This window comes from Ignatzschineria ureiclastica (assembly GCF_003121845.1).
GTDB lineage: Bacteria > Pseudomonadota > Gammaproteobacteria > Cardiobacteriales > Wohlfahrtiimonadaceae > Ignatzschineria > Ignatzschineria ureiclastica.
Genome location: NZ_QEWQ01000008.1, coordinates 1 through 26800 on the forward strand (window position 1 = coordinate 1; position 26800 = coordinate 26800).

A 26800-nucleotide genomic window follows, 5' to 3' on the forward strand; every position below is an offset into this window, starting at 1 on the left:
CCCTAGGGGTTTAACCCCTCTGAAGGTCCGTCGAAGACTACGACGTTGATAGGTTGGGTGTGTAAGTGCAGTAATGCATTGAGCTTACCAATACTAATTGACCGTGAGGCTTGACCATATAATAGGTCTTAGACAATTTGTCTTACAATGAGACATGAGCGTTTCCAAAGTTAAAACTATGAATACAGTCTACTTGCTGTTACTAACCAACTAATCAAATTTATTCGTGAGTGGAGTGCGATATAGAATGCAGAGATGCATCGGCACTTCAAACACAAACCAGTTTTCCTGGAAACAATAGCGCTATGGAACCACCTGATCCCGTCCCGAACTCAGAAGTGAAACGTAGCAGCGCCGATGGTAGTGTGGGAGTTCCCATGTGAGAGTAGGTCATTTCCAGGGCTTAATCAAGAGACCCCTAGTTCAATGAACTAGGGGTTTTTCTTTTGTCTATTAAAAGTTTAGGGGATATCAAGTTATGCAGACTTTTCTAAAGTAATGATATCATCCGCTTCTTTCTCTTTTGTAGGAATAGAAGGTAGTTTTTTACTATCTATTTCTGAAGACTGCTCTGGAGCCGTTATTACTTTTGAGTTTTTCGAGTCTGTGGCTTCAGTTGCTATTTTGTGTTCCTCTTTAGTTTTTTGTAAATCTACAGCCTTATTACTTGAGTTGATTGATTCTTGAGAGGAATCCTCTTTTTTAATATCAGCTTGATCACTATTATGTGTTGCTGTAGATAAGGGGGTTTGTGAGGAAATATTGTTAGATAACTCTTTTGTATCGGTAGTATCTAACTTTTCTACAGACTGAGACTGAACATTATCTTTATTCTCGTCACTAGTATCATTATCGGTATCTCTCTTATTTACTGCACCTCTATAGATTTTATTACCATCTACTTTGGGTGTCCAAGGAAGTGCTGAATTTTGCCAACCGTTTTGTGTTCTAAAGCCCTTATTATCTCCTGTTTTTATAGCATCTCCTTGAAAGCCATTGGCAACATAATGGGCGTTAGTAAAACCTGCTTCTCGTAGTGCATCAGCGCTTGGTTTACCACGTTCACTGCCTGAGCGACACATTGTTACGATTAGAGTATCTTGAGGAAGATTTCTATCTGCTAAGGCTTGTGCAACTTCTGTTGTAAAATTAGGATTGAGATGTAACTCAAATGTTCCTCGTTCTTCATTCCAGCTATCACGATCTACGAGCATATAAGGGATATTGAGGTCTACCATATCGGTACCCCCTATAAACATAATCTCTACAGGATCGCGGACATCAATAAAAAGTACAGGCTCTTCTTCAGTAATTTTCATCTGATAGACTGTCTCAGGAGCCATACCGATCTCTTGTCCGGCAAAGGCAAAAGAGGTTAATAAAAAGAGGCTTGAAAGTATTAATTTACGCATATATTGAAGACTCCTTATCGCATATAAATATTATAGAACGGTAACTTATACAGATTCCTTATGAATCATGCAGATATACTGAATATATAAATATATAATATTGATTATATATAATCAAATAAATTAATATATAAAAAAGATAATTTTATAATTTGGTTGAGGGCCTTCAATAGCTTATAAAATTTCTGTAAAGGATTGATATTTTCACTATTTGATCGTGCTCTATTTGTATCTAGAATTTTCTAAATCAATATGACGATAATCGGTGTCGTGATTGCGGAAAGAATAGTCGTTAAGATAATACTTGAGGCTACGGCATCTTCGATGACTTGAAACTGTAATGACATTAGATAGACATTCATTCCGGTGGCAATTGAACCTAATATGACAATGGCTTTTGTCTCAAAGGCGGGAAGCCCTAATAGTACAGCAGCACCCCAAATAAAAAGTGGGTGTAGAATTAATTTGAAAATTGTAATATTTATACCAATCTTGAGATTTGCCCCAAGCTTATATCTTGCAAGCCCCATTCCTAAGACTAAAAGTGAAAGTGGTGCCACCATATTGGAGAACATTGTAATTGTTTTATCAATGAAGCTAGGAATGGGGATATGAAGAAAGCTCGTTAGTAAGCCTAACATAATTCCAATGATGATCGGATTTTTGATAACACCTTGTAAGGTATGAATAATACCTCTGACTGAGAATGATCCATGTTCTGCCCACTCAATGGCAAATGAGACCAAACTCCAGAGTAATAATGCATTGAAGCTAATAATTAATGCAGAGACAGCAATTGCACTATCTCCCATAAAGAGCATAATAATCGGGATACCAATCATTACGTTATTAGAAAATATCCCCCCAATTCCAAAAACAGAGGCTTCTTGTGCGGAGAGTTTCAAAATCTTTCGACTATAGATTTGTGCCACAAAAAAGAGAACAAAAGAGGCACCGAAATAGGCAATAATTAACCTAGGATCCATTGCTTTCTGTTTATGAAATTGGCTCATTACCCCAAAGAGCATCACCGGAATCGCAAGATTGAAGAGAAAACGGGTGAGTCCTTCTGTAAATGTATGGGGCCATTTAAATCCTCGAATAAGCAGATAGCCAGTGCCAATTAAAATAAAGAAAGGCAATAAGGCATAAACTTGCAAGATGAAGGATTGAAAAAAAGCGAGCATTAAATAGGACCTCAAGAGAGAAAACGATAGCGATGGGTGAGCGATTGATTACTCTTGAACACTCTAGCAATTTTTAAGGGTAAAGTACAAGAGTTCCCAATTCTCTATTAGTTGGGTAAAATATTGATATCTATTTGAAATATACTATTCCGTGAGAGGCAATAACCTTGTTTCGTTATAAGAATCCACATTACAATCCTGATAAACCTCATCATCGGCTCTATGGCTTTGAAAATAATCCACCGACAAGATTAAATCAATGGGAAGCATTGCAATGGTTATGGCGACGCCGGAAGGAGCATTTACCAAAAGCACCCAAAGAGGGCTATACGCAATTTTATAATGAGTGGTGTTTACCTTTAACTTTGCCGAGTGAGGATCATCATTATGTTACTTGGCTTGGGCACGCTTCTATCTATCTGCATACACCCGATTATGGTTTGCTAATCGATCCGGTTTTTTCAGAGCGGGCATCCCCATTTTCTTTTTTAGGTCCTAAGCGGAAAGTGGCGATAAACTGGTCAATCTCTGAGTTACCTAATTTAGATTATGTGTTAATTTCCCATAATCATTATGATCACCTTGATTTAACCACAATCCGAGAGATATTATTTCATTTCCCTTTAGTGACTTTTATTGTGCCCTTAGGATTAGAACGTTGGTTTTATAAAAGAGGAATTACTCGCGTTATTGCGTTAGATTGGTTTGCTCAATATGAGGCATTATCTCATCATATTGTGGATTTAACGGGCAATCAAAATAGTGATAATCAAGATCAGGAAGAACACAATAGAGCAGATCAAGGTAAGAGAGCAACAAATGATCATGTGATCTCTGACAGTGCCAATTTAAAAATAACGGCAGTTCCAGCACAACACTGGAGTAAGCGCGGGATTTGGGATCGTAATCGCTCGCTTTGGTGTGGATATATGCTGCAATTTGCAGGAAAGACGATCTATTTCAGTGGGGATAGCGGTTATGGTTCCCAATTATTGACGATTGCTGATTATTTCCCGAATATCGATCTGGGATTTTTGCCTATTGGTGCTTATTTGCCAAGAGATTTGATGGCTCCTCAACATATGAATCCACAGGAATCTGTGCGATTACATCAAGCATTAAATATTCGTTATTCCGTGGGAATCCATTGGGGGATTTTTGAGTTAACCGATGAATCTCTCGATGATCCTATTGAATCATTAAAGCGCAGTCTACAAGAAGCAGGATTGCCACTCAATGCATTTGAAGCGCTTAAGATTAATCAGACGATTTTACTTACGGATGAAGCATCATCAATAATAATGAAGCCTCAGTAATATTGTCGCCGGCATTGCTATTGTGAGCAAGGAATGCCGGCGGTTATAGGCTAGGTTATAATGGAGAATAAATAGGAATAAAGGCTCTAAATTAACCGCGTGGTATCGTAATCAAAGGCAAAAAAGGACTCTGAACCTTCTGTATCTAACATCGCTCGAAGTGCTGTTCCTACCTTTACATGTTCAGGGTTAATCAGATAAGCATCACGTTCCTCTGCTGTATCAAATTCCATATAAAAAGCATAATCAAAACCTTTATATCGTTCATCTGAACCATTGTATCGACCATAATCATAAGATTTCATCGTGGGTAAGATCGATTGTAAATTCCCAATTTTTGTAAAAATAGCTTCGATATCGAATAGTGCTGTATCAGGTTTGAAGCGAACAAGAACAATATGTTTAATCATAAAAAGCCTTTGTATTGATAGAAATAGAAAGAGTAAGAGTAAGAGAATTAATAATCGTAATATTAAGCTTCGATCTCTTCAAGTTGTCCGTATATTGAGCTTAATAGATTCTTTAGAAAATATTTCAGAGTGATCTTGAAGCAATAGATTACGATATTTCCTAGGGTAGTATCAAAGCTTAAAACGATTTATGCAACTATGTTGGTGAGTAGATACTCATTGCTCATATAAAAATATATTTAAATTCAATGTATTAAGCTTCACTTAAGGTTGAGGCCTTATATTATCCTTAAGCAGTAAAAGCAGAGCCTTCCAATATTCGGGTGGGATAGAGAGATTTTAAAATATTGGGAGAGGGTTTAGTTCCACTTTTGCTTTTACTGACCTTTAAAATGAATTTAGGATAACGACAAGGAGTCCATTATGCGTAAAGTTCTATTATTTTCAGCGTTAATTCTGACTACATCAGTGGCATCTGCTCAATTTGTGGGCCCAGCAGCAAGTGGTAGTGTTGCTCCTCAAGGCATTGTGACTGCAAAAGCCGCACAAGAGCTACGAGATGATACCAAAGTCACTTTAGAGGGATCCATTGTGGAAGCTTTAGGTAATGAACATTATCTCTTTAGAGATGCGTCCGGTGAGATTGTGGTAGAAATTGATGATGATGATTGGTACGGTTTACGAGTAACTCCTGAAGATACAGTGATCTTAAAAGGGGAGGTGGATCGTCATCACTTCAAACCGACTAATATCGATGTCGATTATGTGATTCTTAAGAAGTAATTAGAATCGATATAGATCCTAGTAATACTTTTAAGAACCGAAGTTATGAAATATTAGAGCCTCGAGTGCAATATGATGCATTCGAGGCTTTTTTAGTGAGCTTACTTCCTTCTTATCTGGGTATCTTTTATGCCAGATTATTCACGGTCCAAGTGGATATGAGGCCATTTTCTAAGGTCACTTTTACTTCATAACTGCGACCATTGAGCGGATTGAAATAGAGATTTTCAATTGTTTTAGTCGCTTTTACAGTAGTGTTCTCTTTATCAGGTTCCCCTAGAGATGCGATCAATTGGGCTTTAGTTTCTCCAATCCATAGATGTTTAAATAAGATTTTAGCCACGGTATCTACCGAAGGATATTGTGCATATAGTGCCTCTAAGTCCTCATTGATATCAGCGTGACACTTTAGTGCTTCAGCTTTAATCTTCTCTGTCGCCTTTTTTAAATGGTGAGGTTTTGCCCAAAGTTGGTGATAGAGTGTGAGAAGTAAAATTGCGCCAATCAAGGCAACTCCTGGAGAGATCATGCTATTCGTTGTAGCAAATGCCGAGATGAGTAACGTAATAATGACATAAATCGTTACGCGTAAACCAGAAAGTTTTAAGGGCGGAATATCCCCATGATAATGATTTTCCATAAGATAAGCGGATATCTCTTCAAGAGAATTGAAGTCAATGGGTAATGTATTAATATTCAAACGATAGGTATTATTTGTATTTGAATCCCTATTTGTCGCTGTCTCTATTTTACGGGTTGATTTAGATGCATGAGATAACAGGTTTGTTTGATAATAGAGCCCACTGCCGGGAAGTGAGAGGCGGGTGTGACCTTTGGTATTAATCGTTGCACCAGGAATGCCGGCAGAGATACTAGAGATCCCTTTGGAACCAATATTAATGTAGAGCCCTTTGGCTAGTTTAATTCTTTTTCTAAAACGTAAACCCATTTGCTAACCCCCATGGATGCTTTAATACAAAAATATTGCGCTGTTTGAAATAGTATTCTCATTTTGTTAGGAAATGAGCGGATATTATTTTTATGGCATTTGTATTTCGTATTAAAGATTAGTTAAATAAAATTCACATCCTTGTGATTAGAAAGATTAAAAATAGATAAATTTTTGATAAAAATTACCAATAAATGTCAGTAATTATTGAGCGTATAATAGCAAATTAGAGATTAAGTACGATAGTCTTTGTACTATTTTAAAAATAGCGTCCGAACTCAACCAGATCTATTATGAATGGTCATCGGCGCTATCTCCCTTACTAGATAGGAGTATCTTATGAAAAAATTAACCTCTTTAGCGCTGTTATTACTCATTGCGGGTTGCTCAACAAATCATTTTCAATACATACCTGAAACTGATGTAACCCCTATTACACAAGCAGAGCGTATTCCACTGCATCTAGGAGCAGTGGATGTTGAAATTGCTAAAGCTGAGCCTGTAGACCACTTCTTTTTCAATGTGGAGGGCAAAGGAAACTATGAGCCTGTCTTTAAAAAGGCCTTTGCTGAGGCACTGCAAGAGAGTTTAGATGAATCTACGTTGTTTGGTGGTACAAAAGAGAGTGCGATCTTAAAAGCAACCGTGCTTCAATTTAGCCAATTAAGTGTGGGTTTACAATTTCCGACAACCATGGTGGTCCGGTATCAATTAGTGGATGAGAAGAGTGGCAAGATTCTATTTGATCAAGAGATTACTTCAACTGAGAAAGTGCCGGTCACAACTGCTTATTTAGGAACTACTCGCGCAGTGGATGCACGGAATTTAGCTGTCCAACAGAATATTACTCAATTACTCAATGCATTGAAAATTGCACGTATCCATTAGATTTGTTGTTCAAGTTAAGGAATTAAGTTGATTAGTCAGGTTATGGGCTTAAGAAAAAAGGTTTTTAAATAGCTATTGCGGAATATTTAAAAAAATATAAAACCGTACTAAACAATAGTGGCATGATGCTGGATAGAACGATTTTATGACTTATTACAATCGATGTGCCGGCATTTCAATAAGCTTATTTTGAACCGATCTCACTATAAAAGTGATGATAGTTAAAATCTAAAAATCAAGGCCACGCTATGTGGCCTTTGTATTGTTCATAGAACTCATAGTATGAGTTTATTGAATGGAATTTATCGATTCTATCGGAATTTATCAATTCTATCTCTTTTATTGCGTAATCAGTTTAGGGATTAAACCTTCTTGAGCCATAAATGGAGCCAGTGATTGTGCAAAGCCTAAATGATTCACCCAGAGAATATCGCCAGTTTTGATTGATTGGAGTAGCCAACATTGTGTGCGTTCCCACTGTGGCAGTTCTGCTTCTTGTAGCAGTTTTTTTAAGGTTTGACTTTTATGGCGGCCAATAGGATGAAAACGCTCACCACCAGCTCTTGGGATTAGACGACAAGGATTTTGTTGCCAAAATTCAGCTGTCGGTGCATTGGGAGCAGGGATCAGTGTAAAGTCTTTGATAATAGGAGATTTTAGTGGGCGTAAATAGAGTTTTCCTTGATAGTAGTAAATACCATATTCCTTAAGTTTAAAGAGACTTTGATGTGTAGGGGATTGTTCGATAAAGGTACGGAAAAATTCCTGTAATTGTTTGGCTGAAAATGAGATATGCCAAGGACGAATCCAAATTTGTAACAGATTCTTCTGCCGGCGAGGAGAGAGTTTTAAAAGTGCCGGCAATGACAATTGTGATAGATCCTGATGATCCCCCACCATTTTCAAATCTTCTTCGGCGACTTCCACTAAGAGATCATCCGCTTCTTGCATAAACTGTGAGACTTGATAAAAGGCACTCTCATATTGGGGGAATCGTCCTTCAATAGCAGGGAAGATCTCATTACGAATAATATTACGTTCCATCTCTTCGGTTTCATGATTGCTATAATCCTCCATCCAAGGAATTTGTAGATCAATCGCAGTGCGATAGAGCGTCATTTTGGAGATAGAGAGGAAAGGGCGAAATAGTTCGATCTCATACTCGCCAAATTGTACGGTATTAAAATCTCGCATAGCGCCTAATCCTCGAACGCCCGCGCTACGTAAGAGCCGTTGCATTACGGTTTCTGCTTGATCTGAGCGATGATGTCCGACGCAAAGTAGGGAATTTTCTTGCATTGTCTCGCCAAATTTACGGTAGCGCATCTCTCTTCCGGCCGCTTCTAATCCTCGAGGATCATGGTCAGGGAAATGGGCTTCATAATGGATATGGGTAAAGCCATATTGCTCAGAGCGCCTGCGAGCAAAGAGCGCCCATAGGTGAGAGTAATTATCATGCCAATTATGATTCACATGAATAGTATAAATAGGTGGAAGCTCGGCTTTAAAGCTGTAGAGCCAATGGAGCAGAGTGTTAGAATCAACACCAGCACTTAAAGCAACATAGAGTGCTGATTTTGTTTGTAAAATAGAAGCATAACGTTGAAATATCTCATGATACCAACGGGGAAGAGTAGGGTTATTGGTCATATTTATTTGAAATTTATAGTAAATTTGGTTTAAGAAAAATGATTTTTTAAGTCGCAGTGAGATTTTAAAAAATCATCAATTTTACTAAACAATACTTGCAAGATGCCGGATAGAAAGGCTTCCTTGCCTCGTATCAACCGATATGCCGGCATTTCAACAAGCTTATTTTGAACCGATCTTACTATATACAATGCATGAATACATACTTAATGCGTAATAGTAGCGTACCGATCACACAGTAAAATCTGATTTTAAGGTTTTAGGGGAAATAGCCTAATTCTCTGATCGTTACAGCTCACTGTTAATATTAAGATGTAGTCGAACAGTATCACCATACTCTTTATCAAAACCATGGGCTAAATCAAGCTTAACTGTACCTATCGGGGAGTACCAACGAACACCGGCGCCGGCACCATATTTGAGCTCTAGCTTACTATTATAAGCATCACCGGCATCGACAAAGGCAACCACAGAGAGACTCGGGATAATTTTATGCTCATATTCAATACTACCTACGATTAATTTTTTCCCACCGTAAATATCGCCGTTGTAGCCTTTATCACCAATCCCATCATATTTATACCCGCGCACTGAGTTATCACCTCCGGCATAGAAACGAAGGCTAGGAGGCAGGCGTGGCATATCACGATCTCGAATTTTGGTATAGCCTGCCGCACCTCGAAGAATAAATCGATTATTTTCCCCCAAAGGAACAAAGGCGGTAGCGCCTAATTTAGCTTGAAGGAAAGTGGTTGTTGAGAGTACTTTACCGGAGGCTCCCCGTAATTGACCATCGATTATCATGCCGAACTGATCGAAAGGAATGGTGGGTGCTGTCTTCCATTCACCATAGATTGTCGGAACAAAATAACGACTATTCTGTTTACTACCATCAAAATCTCGGAATCTATCATATTGATAGTGTAGAGAATAGCCATACTTATACTGTTCACGAATACGTTCTTTAGAAACTCCCACCATATAAGTGGTGTAATCCTTAGTGGATGTATCTTCATAGTCATATTTAGCGAAGATATTATATTGATCTTTGAGCGGATCAGAGCCGGGGATTTGGTAGTTGATGAGCGCATCTCGCTTTTTCTGTGCAAATAGGAAGCTGGTGACTAAACGATGACCATAAGGATTAACATAATGCCAGGTCATTCCACCCATAGTTTTAAGACCGATATCAGAGGAGTAACCGAGACCGAGCGTTAATGTGCGCTGTTTTCTAAGACGAAGATAGATATCGAGCGGAACATCTTTCTCTTCAGTATTAATTTTAGGAACAATCACCGCATCTTCAAAGTAGTTTGATTCATTGAAGTTGGATTGTAATTTCACCAATTTCTGATCGCTATAATCATTGCTCTCTTTCATTCCGATGAGAAATCGTTCAAGGAATGCATTATCAAAATATTCTTGATGAAAGGTAGTATTGCCGAATACGTAGCGTTCACCTAAGGTCATCTCAAGATCAATATAAGCCTTATAGTCGTCGAGATTGACTAAAATTTGGTGTTCAGGGTAATAGGCATCAAAGTAACCCAATTCAGAGGCTTTTTGTGAGAGTTTGCTTTTTGTCGATTCATATTGGGTATGATTCAATGGTGCGCCGACTTTCATCTTAGTCGATGTTAAGATAGTATCAAAAGCCTGATATTCACTCATTGCTTCTTTTGTTGGACGATCTTTAATTGCTTCTAAGTCAGTAATGCCGAGATTGAGTTCACCAATGGGAATGCGTTCATTAGGCGTGACTTGATAGACCACTTTAACGGTATTTCCTTCGTAGAGGAGATTGCCTTTGATTTTTGCCCGATAATAGCCGTAAGGTTGTAGCGCATCAGCAATCTCTTTTGCACCTTCCTCATAGAGCCATTGAATACGCAAATCTGAAGGTGCTTCTTTACCATTGAGTTGGTAGAGTTCGGTGGCATTTTGAGCATTTTCTAAAGCCTTTTTATTGGTAATTCCCTCTATGGCAACAGAAAGCTGACGTTCTGCGAAGCTAAATTGCGCAGGAATTAACAGAAACAAGGTCGTTAGAAAATAGCTAATCTTTCTCATAAAATGGCACCGTCCTAGGTATAGTAACGGAGAAGATCCTCTGTTATTGGTTAGATAGTTCTCTATTTTAATGCATTCCTTTATAAGTGCAAAGATTCCCGCTGAATTAGAATCGAAATCCTACAGTTAAATGGTATAAATGCAGTGAAATATTAAATATTCGTTCGGTGTTGATTCAAGGGCTTTATTAAAGGGGCAAAAAAATACCTAAATAGTCCCTTTTCAATCGTAGAGAAATCTATTTAGGTATTGTTATACTATTCTATTGTTAGATTCAATCTAGCATTATTGATCAATAATGCTGTTGAATTTTATTCTGCAAGTTTAAATGCTTCATGCAGTGTACGTACTGCAAGCTCATGATATTTGCTTTCAATAACCACTGAAACTTTGATTTCAGAGGTCGAGATCATTTTGATATTGATCTTTTCATCCGCAAGGGCTTTAAACATTAAGCTCGCAACACCGGCGTGAGAGCGCATTCCTAAACCGACAAGTGATACTTTTACAATATCTTTATCGCCGAGCACTTTACGAGCACCCATCTCATTTGCAGATGCTTCAGTGATTTCTAGGGCTTTATCAAAGTCGATCTCATTTACGGTAAAGGTAAAATCAGTAGTCCCATCTTGAGAGATATTTTGTACAATCATATCCACTTCGATATTGGCATTACTAATTTGTTCTAAAATATTAAAGGCGATTCCTGGTTGATCCGGAACACCTAATACTGTAATTTTAGCTTCATTCTTACTTGTGGCAACACCAGAGATAATGGCTGCTTCCATATCAATATCCTTTTCTGTAGTTATAAGCGTTCCCTCATTATTATCGATGAGTGAAGAGAGAACACGAATGGGAACACGATTTTTTGCGGCAAGCTCAACAGAGCGAATTTGTAATACTTTAGAACCTAAACTTGAGAGTTCTAACATCTCTTCAAAGGCAATTTTATCCAATTTACGCGCTTTGGGCTCAATGCGAGGATCTGTGGTATAAACACCATCCACATCGGTGAAGATTTGGCATTCTGAGGCATTCAAGCGTGCAGCAAGGGCTACCGCTGTTGTATCAGAGCCACCTCGACCTAGTGTCGTGACTGAGCCATCTTCCGTCACGCCTTGGAAGCCTGCGACAACGACCACATAACCTGCCGCAAGATCATCTTCCATATCAGTAGTATCGATATTTTTAATTCTCGCTTTAGTATGCGCGTGATCGGTAATAATGCGTGCTTGATCGCCGTTATAAGATTTTGCTTTAATGCCCATCGCTTCTAAAGCGATACAGAGAAGAGAGATACTGACTTGCTCCCCCGTTGATACAAGCGCATCCATCTCCCGAGGGTTAGGGCGTTTAGTAATGGCATTGGCAAGACCAATGAGACGATCGGTTTCTCCAGACATTGCCGAGAGAACGACGACCATTTGGTGTCCTTCATTATGATATTTTTGAATACGGCGCGCGACATTCTGAATACGTTCAATGGTCGCAACAGAACTTCCTCCATATTTTTGTACTAACAGCGTCATTATTTTATCCTGCCTTATTTGATGATAAGTACGATTTTTCTTAGATTCGATCGCGATTGAATTTTTCACGACCGTCTTATAAATATTACAAGAAAGCACTAGAAAATCTAGTGCTTTTTTCACTTTTACTCACATCTTTCTGTGATGCTTTTGATGCAATATTATGCGGTTTTTACATTACAGGAAAATGAGATTTAATAAGATGTACACCGGTACAAGAACAATGATCGCAATGAACATATAGCCGAAGAAAGAGGGCATTTTTATGCCTTCTTGTTCTGCCATCGATTTAACCATAAAGTTTGGTGCGTTACCGATGTAGGTTAATGGTCCTGTAAAGACAGTACCCATTGAGATCGCTAATAATGTTGCCGGCATTGCATTCATAAGATAGTCCGCAGCGGCCATACCTTCGGGGGCTTGTGCACCTGCCATTTTGAAGAAGACAAGATAAGTCGGTGCATTATCTAAGAATGCAGAGAGTGCAGCTGTCACCCAGAAATAGACAACATTAATAGGTTGACCATCGGCAGTATGGGTAATATCTAAAATTGCACCGAATGCCCCATTACTACCTGCTTCTAAGATCGTAATGACCGGCACAATGGTAAGGAAGATACCAGCAAAGAGTTTGGCAACTTCAATAATCGGTTCCCAATTGAAGTTATTCGCTTCACGAATCTCTTTTGAAGTGATTTTAAGCGAGACAATCGTTAAGACAATAAATAAAAGGTCTCGAAGTACATTTTCAATATGAACATCTACCCCAAAGACATCCCAGGAAATACCAGGAATCCAAACGCCGGAGAGGATAATGCCAAATAGCACGCCGAGAATAATAAAGAAGTTCTGTTTTCCTAAGATCACAATCGTGGTGCTCTCTGTCGGTTTCGCTATCTGCTCTTTTCTGAAGAAATAGAGATCGATAAAGTAAAAAACTGTCAGAAGAATCACTGAGAAGATAAGCACAGGCAGGAACATATGCTCAAGCGTCCAGAAGAAATCAACACCATTTAAGAAACCTAAGAAAAGTGGTGGATCGCCAAGGGGAGTTAAACCGCCACCGATATTCGCCACTAAGAAGATAAAGAAGATCGGAATATGCATCCGATGTTTACGATTACGATTAGCCATTAAGATAGGACGAATCAACAACATTGCCGCACCGGTGGTTCCCATGACGGAAGCAAGGAGCGTACCAATGGCGAGAATAGAGACATTAAATTTAGGACTTGCGACTAAATTGCCGGAGATATGAATACCGCCGGAAGCGGCAAAGAGGACTAATAGCAACAGAATAAACGGAATATATTCCTCAATCAGCGCATGCGCAAAAATATTTACCGAAACGCCAGCGCCATACATGATAATAAGGGGAATAAAGAAGAGGAGCGTCCAACCTGCCGTAATTTTACCGTAATGATGTTCCCAAGTGATAGGCGCAAACAGCGGAAAAATGGCAATGGAGAGAATAATGCCGATAAAAGGAATAGACCATAAAGGAGAGAGAGTCGCACCATCGAAGAGAGAGACTTCGCTAGCGAATGCTCCGCTAGGCAAGAGACCTAGGCTAAGCAACAAAAAAAGGGTATAACGCATGATACCTCCAACATTTATTCTGCGCATTGAGAGGGATGATATTGTAACGATTATTTGTGAGTCTATGACTGATTTGAAATAATCATATAGAAAGATTAACTGACTGAAAGTATCGTTAATTGATCTATATCTTGTGACAGACAATTAAATATTTTAATCGTTAAAAATATCGCTTTTTCTAAACATTTTCTAAAATTCAATGTCCTATTATTGCTTACTTGATGATTAATCATTAGAAAATAGCTCGATTTTGTCGAGGATTTCAGCTGATCAATAGAGAAATAAAATACTGTGGGTAACAGATTGATTCCCGCAATAAAGCAGAATTGCCCGATTCATATTTATAATATTAGGGACAACTCGATTATGTTAAAAATTTCATTTGTGAGAAATTTGCCAAGTAGGCAAATAGGGATTGTTATTTTAGATTGTGTCAATAAAACAGCGAATAGGGACTTTAATGGATAAAGTATCGTGCTATCCTATGTGACACATAATTAAATAATTTACGATACCATAAAACATGAAAAAAATTCAAAAAATCGCCTTAATACTTGGTAATAGAGAGAGCCAAGAAATTCAGGAAGCGGTCACTTATACCAAAGAGATTATTGCTTCTCATCAACTTGAATGTTTTGAAGTCGATAATTTTGGTTATCGTGGTAATTTGACGTACCCCGAACCGATTATGCAGGCGATTTCAGAAACGGACCTCATTATCGTATTTGGTGGAGATGGTACGTTTTTAGGCATTGCCCGTAAAGTTCATCAATTTAATATTCCGCTTTTAGGGGTGAACTTAGGTCGGTTAGGATTTTTAACGGATCTAGATCAACAGAGTTTAAGTGAACATCTATCGGAGATAATAGTCGGTGATGTGCAATTTGAAGAGCGTTTTTTATTAAAAGCTTCGATAGATGGTGATTTTCGCTCTTTTGCAATGAATGATGTGGTCATTCATAAGACAGAATTATCGCGCCTTATCGAGATCGATGTGTATGTAGATCAGCAATATCTCTCTACTTATCGTTCTGATGGCTTAATTTTGGCAACACCGACGGGCTCAACGGCTTATTCACTCTCAACCGGTGGCCCGATTATCTATCCTACATTACCGGCGATTGTACTTTCGCCAATCTGTCCTCATACCTTTAGCCATAGACCTTTAGTGATTCCATCGAATAGCCGAATTGATGTGGTGATTAGTGATCGAGAAAAAAACCCTGTGAATATTACGTGCGATGGGCAGGAGCTGTTCACACTCTCTTCTGGTGAAACTTTAACCATCGAACCTTCAGATCATCTTTTAACCTTACTGCATTCGAAAGATTATCATTACTTCTCAATTCTAAAAGAGAAGCTGAATTGGGGAAATCAACCTAATGTTCGGCGTTAAGATTGGGTATTTTACTTGTAGAATCACCATAAAAAAGGTGTATTAAAAAGGAATTTATCGCTGTTATTTGAATACGATCATGTATGAAAAAGCATTAAAAAGAGAAAAAAAGATTGCAAATATTTTTTTGATCACTAGAATGTACTCGTTTGTTTAGATGACAGTGATCAGAGAAACTGATCTAAGAATTTTATCAGGAGAGACAATGGTACGAGTAACACGATCTATGATGCGAGCTTCAGCAATGACTGAAATGATTCGCAATTATTGCTCTGTGACTGCTATTACTACTGTTTTTCTATTGAATTGATTAAAAACCTCCGTTATTTAGGAGGTTTTTTTTTGCGCGAATGATTTTGCCGTAATGGATAAGTATCATTCTGCCGAAGATCAACATATACCCAATAGTATTCATAACAAGGAGAACCGCATGAGCACATTAGTAGAGAAAGAACACCGAATTTACACTGATACCCGTAGCTTAAAAGCTTATTTATTGAAGAATATTCGGGAAAATGGTGGTTGGGTGAATGCGCACATGCATGGTGATCGTGCTTTTACCATTGATTATGAAGGATTTGAAGTCTATCAAACGCAAACCTTGATTGAGAAATGGGATACATTAGATCGCATCAAAAAGAGTATGACGGAAGAAGATTATTATCGCCAATTCTCTATGGGGATTGAGCGAATGATCGAACAAGGCGTGACGGCTGTGGGAAGCTTTATCGATGTTGACCCCATTTGTGAAGAGCGGGCTATTAATGCGGCACTCAAAGCGCGCGAGATCTACAAGAAAGATATTACGATCAAATTTGTGAATCAGACATTAAAAGGTGTGATTGATAAAGAAGCCCGCTATTGGTTCGATAAGGGCGCTGAAAAAGTAGATATTATCGGTGGACTTCCACGTCGTGATCTACGGGATCATGGTGAAGGTATGGATGCTGTTCATATGGATGTTTTGCTTCAAACAGCTAAATCACAAGGCAAAATGGTACATGTTCATGTGGATCAATTTAATTCAAAAGATGAGAAAGAGACAGAGCTTGTTGCCGATAAGACCATTGAACATGGTATGGAAGGGCGCGTTGTAGCGATCCATAGTATCTCAATTACAGCGCATGATGAAGCGTATCGTCAAATGCTCTATAACAAAATGCGTCAAGCACAAATGATGGTGATTGCCTGCCCATTTGCTTGGATTGATAGTCCTCGCCGAGAGGATCATGGTCCAACACGTAATGCTATTACCCCGGCAGATGAACTTACTAAAGCAGGAATTCCTGTTGCCGTAGGAACCGATAATATTGCCGATTATATGTTGCCATTTAGCGATGGTGATATGTGGGAAGAACTTAAATTATTGATCACAGGTTGCCGTTATACAGACTTAGAAGCGGCCATTAATATCGCAACGAAAAATGGTCGAATGGTATTAGGCTTAGAGCCTTACGCGGCAGTGAAATAAGGATGTAATAAGAATATGGAAGATCTTAATGGATAATCAATAGCATTGAGATTTAAAGAACAATAAGGAGGAAAGGACGGAGATCCTAACAAGGCGACTCGAAAGAGTCGCTTTTTTTATTGTTAACAATAATTATTATCTATATAAAACAGATATATTCTATTTTTAAATTCCAATTATATACAAAAAAATCACTTTGAGTAGTATAATAAATAAAATTTATGTAAATAAATTATGTTAATTTTTGTTATTATATATTATAAATATTGTTAAATTGTTAATAAAAATATTTTTTTGATGTGATTTTTAAGTGCCTCTCTGTAATGGGTAATGTTGATTTTCTTATGTGTATTACCTCGTTACTGCTTGTTGAAATAGGAAAAGGTTTATGAATAGAATTTTCAAAGTGATTTGGAATAATGTATTACAGCGGAAAGTTGTTACAAGTGAATTAGGGAAGAGTCAGTCAAGTCATTCATTCGGGGCGGTTGAAAGCTCTCCTATACTGACGAGTCGTCCCAATCGATTATGGCAAGCACTACTTTTATCCGGCCTATTAGGTATCAGTACGGTAGCCACTGCTGAGCCTACACTCTTTGCTCTGCCTAAGGGGTGTACTTTAGATGGATCTGGATCGGAACTTACGTGTAGTGGTCAATCACTCCTTTTTACCGGAGATGGAGCAGAGAATAATATAATTCAATCTATTGTCATTAAAAACAATACAAATAGTAGCTGGGATATCACTAACCAAGGTATTTACCAAAATGCCACAATGACTATACAAGAGTCCCAACAATCTCCTTTTGTTTTAACTTTAGAAGATGGTAGCTATATTAATCGGATTGAGAAAACAGGCTCATCAACAAGTACAGTTAATATTGAAGGGAGTGGTGCACGATTTGGTGCAATTAATTGGCGTGATGCTATAGGTAACGAAAGTGGTGCCTATTTTAACTATAGTGGAGGAGACCGTAATTCTCCTCTCTATGCGGGTAGCATAGCCATAAAAGATGGTGGTGCTACATATACGATTACTGATGGTTTGATTCAATTTAGGCCTGAGGATCAATGGACTTCAAGTGCATCAATGGTGATGAATGTTAAAGATGGGGCTAGCATCAAGTTAGTGGATGAAAATAATATTCCAAGTGATAGAGTCGGTTCGGGCACAACGACTGAGCCTAATTCAAATATTACTATTAATCTGCAAGGGGAGAATAGTCAGATCATCTTTGGTAAAGATGTAGAGAGTGATACTGTTTTTAATGGGCAGTTTAGGGTGGGAGTAGCTGCTGCTATAATTCATGGTATTGGCCAGATTCGTGTTGAGGACGAGGCAGATCTCTATCTTAATGCTGACTTTACTTCAGTGGCGGATGATAGTAGCTTTTCAGGGACGGTTGCTATTGCTGATGGGGCGTTACATCGATATTTTGCCTTAGACGCAGGTGTGGATGCTTTTGGTAAAGCAGAACGGATTGCGCTTGAGGGAGAGAAGAGCCTGTTAGTTTTAAACTATATAGTGGATGATCTGGATGAGATAGATGATTCTATCGCTTTTGATTACACAATAACCGGTGCTAAAGATGCAAATGGTCAATGGCAGGCTAATAGTGCCGGGAGTATTGTTTTTAACCGAGGTGAAGGTGAAGAGGATCTTCCATCCGATACTAATGTGCTTTTAGGAGCGAATTTCCTGACCACTTTCCGTGGTGACTCATTGGCGTTTAATGGCATCAATTATATTGCCGGTGCAGATGAAGACCTTTTTGATGCTCAAAAAGGGATGCTAGAGAATACCACTATTAAACTTGGGCAAGCGATGGGCGAGAATGCGACGCTTACGGTTGCACAAAATGGGATGAAGCTCGGTGGCCTTGAGATGGCTAATGGCGCTATTTTTGATATTTCCAAGCAGGAAAAACCCACGAGTGATGCCAATATCCAAACGCTCGGAAGTTTAAAGCTAGAGGGAGAGGATAATACGCTCATCATTGGCGATGATTGGATTGATGAGAATTCAGTTGTAGAAAAGGAATATTACACCTATTTAGATAAGGGCACTCAACAGAATATTCTTAAAATTGAGAATGTTGACGGATTAACGAGAGAGGATATTGACAAGTTAAGTATCAAAGATAGTAACAATGTCTATGGCTCGATTATCGATAGAGATAATTCTATCGAAGAAGATGGTGCAGTCATTGCAAATATTGAAATAACTACAAGCCAGAATTTAGTACAAGATTCTGATGGTGGTGAAGAGAACTATATCGCCTATCAGAGTTTTGTGAGTAAGTATGATATTCAGGATGGTAACACGCTTGATTTAACCATCACGGGGGATCGTAACTTCCGTTCGATAGCAGATATTGTCGGCGATGGAGATCTGGCGATTGATACTAAAGATAAGACTCTAGTACTTGCCGGGAATAATTATAGTTGGAGTGGGAAAACTCGCCTGACAGGGGATCAAGGGGGGAAAGTTGTTTTAGAAAACAGCTTAGCAGATGGGTCATTAACCGTTAAAGATATAGTCTTAGATGTTAATGGTCAAGATCAGAAAGTGGATTCTTTAGGTATTGACAAGGGCGTTGTTGACCTTAATAAAGGCTCGTTAACACTCAATCCAGATAGTAACATGACTGATCTCAGCGATATTAATGGCACCGGGAATCTCCGAGGCGTGACAAAAGGAGCTGTGAATGCAACCTCAACCGATGGAATTAATGGTAGTCAGTTATATCAAGTCGGAGATGATCTTGCTAAGGCTTTAGGTGGCCAAGCGACATTCGAAGATGGTATTTTAACGAATGTTGATTTCACTAAGGCCTTTGCAGAGTTACCCGTAGGTACAACCATTACTAATGTTTATGATGGTTTTAAGTATCTAGATGGAAGATTAGTCAATCTTGAAGAAAATGGTGTTGGTGGAGGTTCGAGTAATCCAGGATTGATTATTCTCTCTGAAGATAAACAATCTCTAGTGGTTGATAATAAGATTGCGGAAGAGGCCACAATTTTCAATATTGCCGGAAATAAAGATGGAAAACCTGTTGCTCGTAAGTTAACAGGAGTAGCGGCTGGCGAAATTTCTGAAACTTCAACTGATGCGATTAATGGATCTCAACTCTTTGTATTAGGTCAGGGAGCAGCTATCGCTTTAGGTGGCGATGCGAAGTTTGATAAAGATGGCAACTTAACCATGCCGAACTATAAAGATGTTTTAACTGCGGATAAAAATCTTAATAGTGTCGAGGAGGGGTTTGAGTATGTCGGCGGTCAATTAACGGCGCAAGGCGAGAAGATCACCAATATTGAAGGGGATATTACTAATATCAACTCTGGTAAAGCGGGTCTTGTCCAAGTAAAAGGTGACCAGATTGTCTTTGATAATGATGTGGAAGGCGCGAATGGTGCGATTTTTAATGTAAGCAGTAAAGATGGTGCTGTTCGTACGATCGATGGCGTTAAGGAGGCCGCGTTAAATAAAGATTCGAATGAAGCAGTAAGCGGAAAACAACTGCATGCGACCAATGAGCGAGTTACAAAAAATGAAGGCGATATTACGACTATTGGCGATCAAATTACCAACATTACAAATAATTCTGGTAATAGCCTCACAGGTATCGCAGAGGCTTTTGGTGCGGGTGCGAAGTTTGATGAAAATGGTAACTTAACCATGCCGAACTACTCAGAAGCTTTAGGTCTTGAAGGAGATAAAGCAATTGAAGGCGGTGTTGACGAGGGCTTTAAATATGTTGGCGGACAATTAACGGCGCAAGGCGAGAAGATCACCAATATTGAAGGGGATATTACTAATATCAACTCTGGTAAAGCGGGTCTTGTCCAAGTCAAAGGTGACCAGATTGTCTTTGATAATGATGTGGAAGGCGCGAATGGTGCGACCTTTAATGTAAGCAGTAAAGATGGTGCTGTTCGTACGATCGATGGCGTTAAGGAGGCCGCGTTAAATAAAGATTCGAATGAAGCGGTAAGCGGAAAACAACTGCATGCGACCAATGAGAATGTCAAGAACATTGATAATCGTGTAACAAAAAATGAAGGCGATATTACGACTATTGGCGATCAAATTACCAACATTACAAATAATTCTGGTAATAGCCTCACAGGTATCGCAGAGGCTTTTGGTGCAGGTGCGAAGTTTGATGAAAATGGTAACTTAACCATGCCGAACTACTCAGAAGCTTTAGGTCTTGGAGGAGATAAAGCGATTGAAGGCGGTGTTGAGGAGGGCTTTAAATATGTCGGTGGTCAATTAACGGCGCAAGGCGAGAAGATCACCAATATTGAAGGGGATATTAGCAATATCAATTCTGGTAAATCGGGTCTTGTCCAAGTAAAAGGTGGCCAGATTGTCTTTAATAATGAAGTGGAAGGAGCGAATGGTGCGACCTTTAATGTAAGCAGTAAAGATGGAGCTGTTCGTACGATCGACGGTGTTAAGGAAGCTGCTTTAAATAAAGATTCGAATGAAGCGGTAAGCGGAAAACAACTGCATGCGACCAATGAGAATGTCAAGAACATTGATAATCGTGTAACAAAAAATGAAGGCGATATTACGACTATTGGCGATCAAATTACCAACATTACAAATAATTCTGGTAATAGCCTCACAGGTATCGCAGAGGCTTTTGGTGCGGGTGCGAAGTTTGATGAAAATGGTAACTTAACCATGCCGAACTACTCAGAAGCTTTAGGTCTTGAAGGAGATAAAACGATTGAAGACGGCGTTGACGAGGGCTTTAAATATGTCGGCGGTCAATTAACGGCGCAAGGCGAGAAGATCACCACTATTGAAGGGGATATTACCAATATCAACTCTGGTAAAGCGGGTCTTGTCCAAGTAAAAGGTGACCAGATTGTCTTTGATAATGATGTGGAAGGCGCGAATGGTGCGATTTTTAATGTAAGCAGTAAAGAGGGTGCTGCTCGTAAGATCGACGGCGTTGCGGAAGCGACCTTAAATGAGAGCTCGAATGAAGCGGTAAGCGGAAAACAACTGCATGCGACCAATGAGCGAGTTACAAAGAATGAAGGCGATATTACGACTATTGGTGATCAAATTACCAATATCACTAACAATGCCGATAATAGCCTAAAAGGTATTGAAGAAGCATTTGGTGCGGGTGCGAAGTTTGATAAAGACGGCAACTTAACCATGCCGAACTATAAAGATGTTTTAACTGCGGATAAAAATCTTAATAGCGTCGAGGAGGGTTTTGAGTATGTCGGCGGTCAATTAACGGCGCAAGGCGAGAAGATCACCAATATTGAAGGGGATATTAGCAATATCAATTCTGGTAAATCGGGTCTTGTCCAAGTAAAAGGTGACCAGATTGTCTTTGATAATGATGTGGAAGGCGCGAATGGTGCGATTTTTAATGTAAGCAGTAAAGATGGTGTTGTTCGTAAAATCGACGGTGTTGCGGAAGCGGCCTTAAATGAGAGCTCGAATGAAGCGGTAAGCGGAAAACAACTGCATGCGACCAATGAGCGAGTTACAAAGAATGAAGGCGATATTACGACTATTGGTGATCAAATTACCGATATCACTAACAATGCCGATAATAGCCTAAAAGGTATTGAAAAAGCATTTGGTGCGGGTGCGAAGTTTGATAAAGATGGTACTTTAACCATGCCGAACTATAAAGATGTTTTAACTGCGGATAAAAATCTTAATAGTGTCGAGGAGGGTTTTGAGTATGTCGGCGGTCAATTAACGGCGCAAGGCGAGAAGATCACCACTATTGAAGGGGATATTACCAATATCAACTCTGGTAAAGCGGGTCTTGTCCAAGTAAAAGGTGACCAGATTGTCTTTGATAATGATGTGGAAGGCGCGAATGGTGCGATTTTTAATGTAAGCAGTAAAGAGGGTGCTGCTCGTAAGATCGACGGCGTTGCGGAAGCGACCTTAAATGAGAGCTCGAATGAAGCGGTAAGCGGAAAACAACTGCATGCGACCAATGAGCGAGTTACAAAGAATGAAGGTGATATTACTAATATCAACTCTGGTAAAGCGGGTCTTGTGAAGCTTGATGGCGAGAAGATCGTAATTGATAATGATCTTGCCAAAGATGCTAATATCTTTGACTTCTCTAATGGTAAGGTAGGTCGTAAGTTAACGGGTGTAGCCGCCGGAGATATTTCTAAAGATTCAACGGATGCGATTAATGGGTCTCAATTCTTTATGTTAGGCAACAGTGTTAGCCTAGCATTAGGTGGAGGATCAGAGATTGGAACGGATGGTAATCTCAAAATGCCAAACTACTCAGAAGCTCTAGGTATTGAAGATAGTAAAAAAATTGGAGATGGTGTTGATAAAGGTTTTGAGTATGTAGGTAAACAGCTTATAGAGCAGGGAGGGCTTATTAACAAAGGCCTTACATTTGCTGGTAACCAAGGCGATATTAATAAGAAACTTGGTGAAACTTTAACCATTAAAGGTGGTTTAGCAGATGATGCTGATGCAATAGCTGATAATCTTCGTGTAGATGTGAATACGGATGGCGATTTAATCGTTAAGATGTCATCGAATTTAACAGGCATCAATGATCTTCAAGTGGGTAAAGCTGGTGCAGATGGTCAAGATGGAATTGATGGTCAAATTGGCGTAACAGGAAAAAATGGTTCTTCTGTTGTGATCAATGGAAAAGATGGCACCATTGGCTTAGCAGGTCCTGCGGGTAAAGATGGTACAACTATTAAGTTCACGTCGGCTGGTAAGCAAGGTTTGGATGGCAAGCCGGGAGAAGATGGTGAAACCCGTATTGTCTATACTGATAAAGCTGGCAATGATCAACAAGTTGCAAACCTTAACGATGGGCTAATCTTTGGAGCAGATAGTGGTGATGATTTAGCGATTAAGCTTAATAACAAGCTTGATATCAAAGGTGACGGTAATATCACAACCTCTGTAGATGAGAGCGGCATTAAAGTGAATCTTGCGAAAAATCTTAACCTTGGCGAAGAAGGTTCGGTTACTACTGGTAATACTATTGTGAATAACGGTGGTGTGAAAGTAGGCGAGAACGTTACTCTTGGCGATCAAGGCTTAATTATCAAAGATGGCCCAAGTGTCACTAAAGATGGCATCAACGCAGGCGATAAAGTGATCGCAGGTGTTGCTGATGGTGAAAAGCCAACTGATGCCGTTAATAAAGGTCAGCTTGATAAAGTAGGCACCGACTTAACCGAAAAAGGAATGAGTTTTGCCGGTAACAAAGGCGAAGTTCAGAAGAAACTTGGTGAGACTTTAACTATCAAAGGTGATTTAGCAGATGATGCTGACGCAACTGCGGAAAACCTCCGTGTTGATGTTAATGATGATGGTGATCTAGTCGTTAAGATGTCATCGAAGTTAACCGGCATCAATGATCTTCAAGTCGGAAAACCAGGTAAAGATGGTGAAGATGGCGTAGATGGTAAGATCGGTGTTAACGGTAAAGATGGATCTTCAGTTGTGATTAACGGTGAAGATGGATCTATCGGTTTAACCGGTCCTGCTGGTAAAGATGGCAAATCGCCTGAACTGAATATCTCAGTGAAAGACGGTAGCCCAGGCTTAGATGGTAAAGATGGTGAAGTTCGTATCGTTTATAAAGATAAGGAAGGCAATGAGAAAGAAGTTGCAAGCCTTGACGATGGTCTCAAGTTTGGTGCAGATAGAGGTGATGATTTAGCGGTTAAGCTCAATGAGAAGCTCGATATCAAAGGTGGTGATGCTAATATCAAAACCTCTATTGATGAAGAGGGCATTAAAGTAAACCTTGCTAAGAATCTTGACCTAGGTAAAGACGGATCCTTGACGACTGGTAATACTGTTGTGAATAACGGTGGTGTGAAAGTAGGCGAGAACGTTACGCTTGGCGATCAAGGCTTAATCATCAAAGATGGCACAAGTGTCACTAAAGATGGTATCAACGCAGGCGATAAAGTGATCGCAGGTGTTGCTGATGGTAAAGATGGTAAAGATGCCGTTAACAAAGGTCAGTTAGATGAAGTTAAAGAAGGTCTTACAGAGGCAGGTCTTAAGTTTGCCGGTAACAAAGGCGAAGTTCAGAAGAAACTTGGTGAGACTTTAACTATCAAAGGTGATTTAGCAGATGATGCTGACGCAACTGCGGAAAACCTCCGTGTTGATGTTAATGATGATGGTGATCTAGTCGTTAAGATGTCATCGAAGTTAACCGGCATCAATGATCTTCAAGTCGGAAAACCAGGTAAAGATGGTGAAGATGGCGTAGATGGTAAGATCGGTGTTAACGGTAAAGATGGATCTTCAGTTGTGATTAACGGTGAAGATGGATCTATCGATTTAACCGGTCCTGCTGGTAAAGATGGCAAATCGCCTGAACTGAATATCTCAGTGAAAGACGGTAGCCCAGGCTTAGACGGTAAAGATGGTGAAGTTCGTATCGTTTATAAAGATAAGGAAGGCAATGAGAAAGAAGTTGCAAGCCTTGACGATGGTCTCAAGTTTGGTGCAGATAGAGGTGATGATTTAGCGGTTAAGCTCAATGAGAAGCTCGATATCAAAGGTGGTGATGCTAATATCGAAACCTCTATTGATGAAGAGGGCATTAAAGTAAACCTTGCTAAGAATCTTGACCTAGGTAAAGACGGATCCTTGACGACTGGTCAGACCGTTGTGAATAACGGTGGTGTGAAAGTAGGCGATAATGTTCTTCTCAACGGTACAGGCTTAACTATCATTGGTAAAGATGGCAAACCAGGTCCAAGCATCACGCAAGATGGCATCAACGCAGGCGATAAAGTGATCGCAGGTGTTGCTGATGGTAAAGATGGTAGAGATGCCGTTAACAAAGGTCAGTTAGATGAAGTTAAAGGAGGTCTTACAGAGGCAGGTCTTAAGTTTGCCGGTAACAAAGGCGAAGTTCAGAAGAAACTTGGTGAGACTTTAACTATCAAAGGTGATTTAGCAGATGATGCTGACGCAACTGCGGAAAACCTCCGTGTTGATGTTAATGATGATGGTGATCTAGTCGTTAAGATGTCATCGAAGTTAACCGGCATCAATGATCTTCAAGTCGGAAAACCAGGTAAAGATGGTGAAGATGGCGTAGATGGTAAGATCGGTGTTAACGGTAAAGATGGATCTTCAGTTGTGATTAACGGTGAAGATGGATCTATCGGTTTAACCGGTCCTGCTGGTAAAGATGGTAAATCGCCAGAATTGAATATCTCAGTGAAAGACGGTAGCCCAGGCTTAGACGGTAAAGATGGTGAAGTTCGTATCGTTTATAAAGATAAGGAAGGCAATGAGAAAGAAGTTGCAAGCCTTGACGATGGTCTCAAGTTTGGTGCAGATAGAGGTGATGATTTAGCGGTTAAGCTCAATGAGAAGCTCGATATCAAAGGTGGTGATGCTAATATCGAAACCTCTATTGATGAAGAGGGCATTAAAGTAAACCTTGCTAAGAATCTTGACCTAGGTAAAGACGGATCCTTGACGACTGGTCAGACTGTTGTGAATAACGGTGGTGTGAAAGTAGGCAATGATATCTTGTTGGATAATACAGGCTTAATCATCACAGGAGGCCCAAGCATAACTCAAGGTGGTATTAATGCTGGTGACAAAGTGATTTCTAATGTTAGGGATGCAGTTAATGAAAAAGATGCAGTTAACAAGGGTCAGTTAGATGAAGTTAAAGAAGGTCTTACAGAGGCAGGTCTTAAGTTTGCCGGTAACAAAGGCGAAGTTCAGAAGAAACTTGGTGAGACTTTAACTATCAAAGGTGATTTAGCAGATGATGCTGACGCAACTGCGGAAAACCTCCGTGTTGATGTTAATGATGATGGTGATCTAGTCGTTAAGATGTCATCGAAGTTAACCGGCATCAATGATCTTCAAGTCGGAAAACCAGGTAAAGATGGTGAAGATGGCGTAGATGGTAAGATCGGTGTTAACGGTAAAGATGGATCTTCAGTTGTGATTAACGGTGAAGATGGATCTATCGGTTTAACCGGTCCTGCTGGTAAAGATGGCAAATCGCCTGAACTGAATATCTCAGTGAAAGACGGTAGCCCAGGCTTAGACGGTAAAGATGGTGAAGTTCGTATCGTTTATAAAGATAAGGAAGGCAATGA

At 39.5% G+C, this 26800-nt stretch carries 13 protein-coding genes, 2 rRNA genes and 1 pseudogene; 8 read left to right on the plus strand and 8 right to left on the minus strand.

Annotated features, from left to right (window positions below; genetic code table 11):
• Positions 1–118: ribosomal RNA gene (locus tag DC083_RS09585) — 23S ribosomal RNA — on the plus strand; the annotation flags it as partial.
• 169 nt (positions 119–287) lie between these two features.
• A 5S ribosomal RNA gene (gene rrf, locus DC083_RS09590) occupies positions 288–402 on the plus strand.
• Between the two features lie 476 nt (positions 403–878).
• Here the strand turns inward: rrf and DC083_RS10395 are convergent.
• Together DC083_RS10395 and DC083_RS09600 are read right to left on the minus strand one after the other, a co-directional pair.
• Positions 879–1412, minus strand: a pseudogene (locus DC083_RS10395) (rhodanese-like domain-containing protein); the annotation flags it as partial.
• A gap of 242 nt (positions 1413–1654) precedes the next feature.
• Positions 1655–2599 (minus strand): AEC family transporter, encoded by a 945-nt coding sequence (locus DC083_RS09600; protein ID WP_109189989.1) that lies wholly within the window; start codon positions 2597–2599, stop codon positions 1655–1657.
• A 167-nt stretch (positions 2600–2766) separates the two neighbouring features.
• On the opposite strand from DC083_RS09600, the gene DC083_RS09605 reads away from it, so the two are divergent.
• The gene (locus DC083_RS09605) at positions 2767–3915 is read left to right on the plus strand and encodes an MBL fold metallo-hydrolase (protein ID WP_157954925.1); all 1149 of its coding nucleotides are present in this window, start codon (positions 2767–2769) and stop codon (positions 3913–3915) included.
• 86 nt (positions 3916–4001) lie between these two features.
• On the opposite strand, the gene DC083_RS09610 is transcribed toward DC083_RS09605, so the two are convergent.
• Positions 4002–4325 (minus strand): Dabb family protein, encoded by a 324-nt coding sequence (locus tag DC083_RS09610; RefSeq protein WP_109189991.1) that lies wholly within the window; start codon positions 4323–4325, stop codon positions 4002–4004.
• A 423-nt stretch (positions 4326–4748) separates the two neighbouring features.
• Here DC083_RS09610 and DC083_RS09615 point away from each other — a divergent pair, with 423 nt between their 5' ends.
• The gene (locus DC083_RS09615) at positions 4749–5108 is read left to right on the plus strand and encodes a NirD/YgiW/YdeI family stress tolerance protein (protein ID WP_109189992.1); all 360 of its coding nucleotides are present in this window, start codon (positions 4749–4751) and stop codon (positions 5106–5108) included.
• A gap of 127 nt (positions 5109–5235) precedes the next feature.
• Here DC083_RS09615 and DC083_RS09620 read toward each other — a convergent pair whose 3' ends face one another.
• Positions 5236–6057 (minus strand): DUF4236 domain-containing protein, encoded by an 822-nt coding sequence (locus DC083_RS09620; protein WP_109189993.1) that lies wholly within the window; start codon positions 6055–6057, stop codon positions 5236–5238.
• 339 nt (positions 6058–6396) lie between these two features.
• On the opposite strand from DC083_RS09620, the gene DC083_RS09625 reads away from it, so the two are divergent.
• Complete coding sequence (locus DC083_RS09625) at positions 6397–6945, plus strand: LPS assembly lipoprotein LptE (RefSeq protein WP_109189994.1); 549 nt, start codon at positions 6397–6399, stop codon at positions 6943–6945.
• A 339-nt stretch (positions 6946–7284) separates the two neighbouring features.
• Here DC083_RS09625 and tilS read toward each other — a convergent pair whose 3' ends face one another.
• The 4 genes from tilS to DC083_RS09645 form a co-directional block, all read right to left on the minus strand.
• Positions 7285–8595, minus strand: a complete 1311-nt coding sequence (tilS, locus tag DC083_RS09630; protein WP_109189995.1) for a tRNA lysidine(34) synthetase TilS — start codon at positions 8593–8595, stop codon at positions 7285–7287.
• A 288-nt stretch (positions 8596–8883) separates the two neighbouring features.
• Positions 8884–10665: an autotransporter assembly complex protein TamA gene (locus DC083_RS09635; protein ID WP_109189996.1), complete on the minus strand. Its 1782-nt coding sequence runs from the start codon at positions 10663–10665 to the stop codon at positions 8884–8886.
• Between the two features lie 311 nt (positions 10666–10976).
• On the minus strand, positions 10977–12197 hold the full coding sequence (locus DC083_RS09640) for an aspartate kinase (RefSeq protein ID WP_026879343.1): 1221 nt from the start codon (positions 12195–12197) through the stop codon (positions 10977–10979).
• A gap of 177 nt (positions 12198–12374) precedes the next feature.
• Entirely contained in the window at positions 12375–13796 is a 1422-nt protein-coding gene (locus DC083_RS09645) for a sodium:proton antiporter (RefSeq protein ID WP_109189997.1), read from the minus strand.
• A gap of 523 nt (positions 13797–14319) precedes the next feature.
• Between DC083_RS09645 and DC083_RS09650 the strand changes: the two genes are divergently transcribed.
• The 3 genes from DC083_RS09650 to DC083_RS09660 form a co-directional block, all read left to right on the plus strand.
• The gene (locus DC083_RS09650) at positions 14320–15192 is read left to right on the plus strand and encodes an NAD(+)/NADH kinase (protein ID WP_109189998.1); all 873 of its coding nucleotides are present in this window, start codon (positions 14320–14322) and stop codon (positions 15190–15192) included.
• A 430-nt stretch (positions 15193–15622) separates the two neighbouring features.
• Complete coding sequence (locus DC083_RS09655; protein WP_109189999.1) at positions 15623–16663, plus strand: amidohydrolase family protein; 1041 nt, start codon at positions 15623–15625, stop codon at positions 16661–16663.
• Between the two features lie 388 nt (positions 16664–17051).
• The coding region (locus DC083_RS09660; RefSeq protein WP_275667408.1) for an ESPR-type extended signal peptide-containing protein at positions 17052–26800 on the plus strand (9749 nt) is incomplete at its 3' end.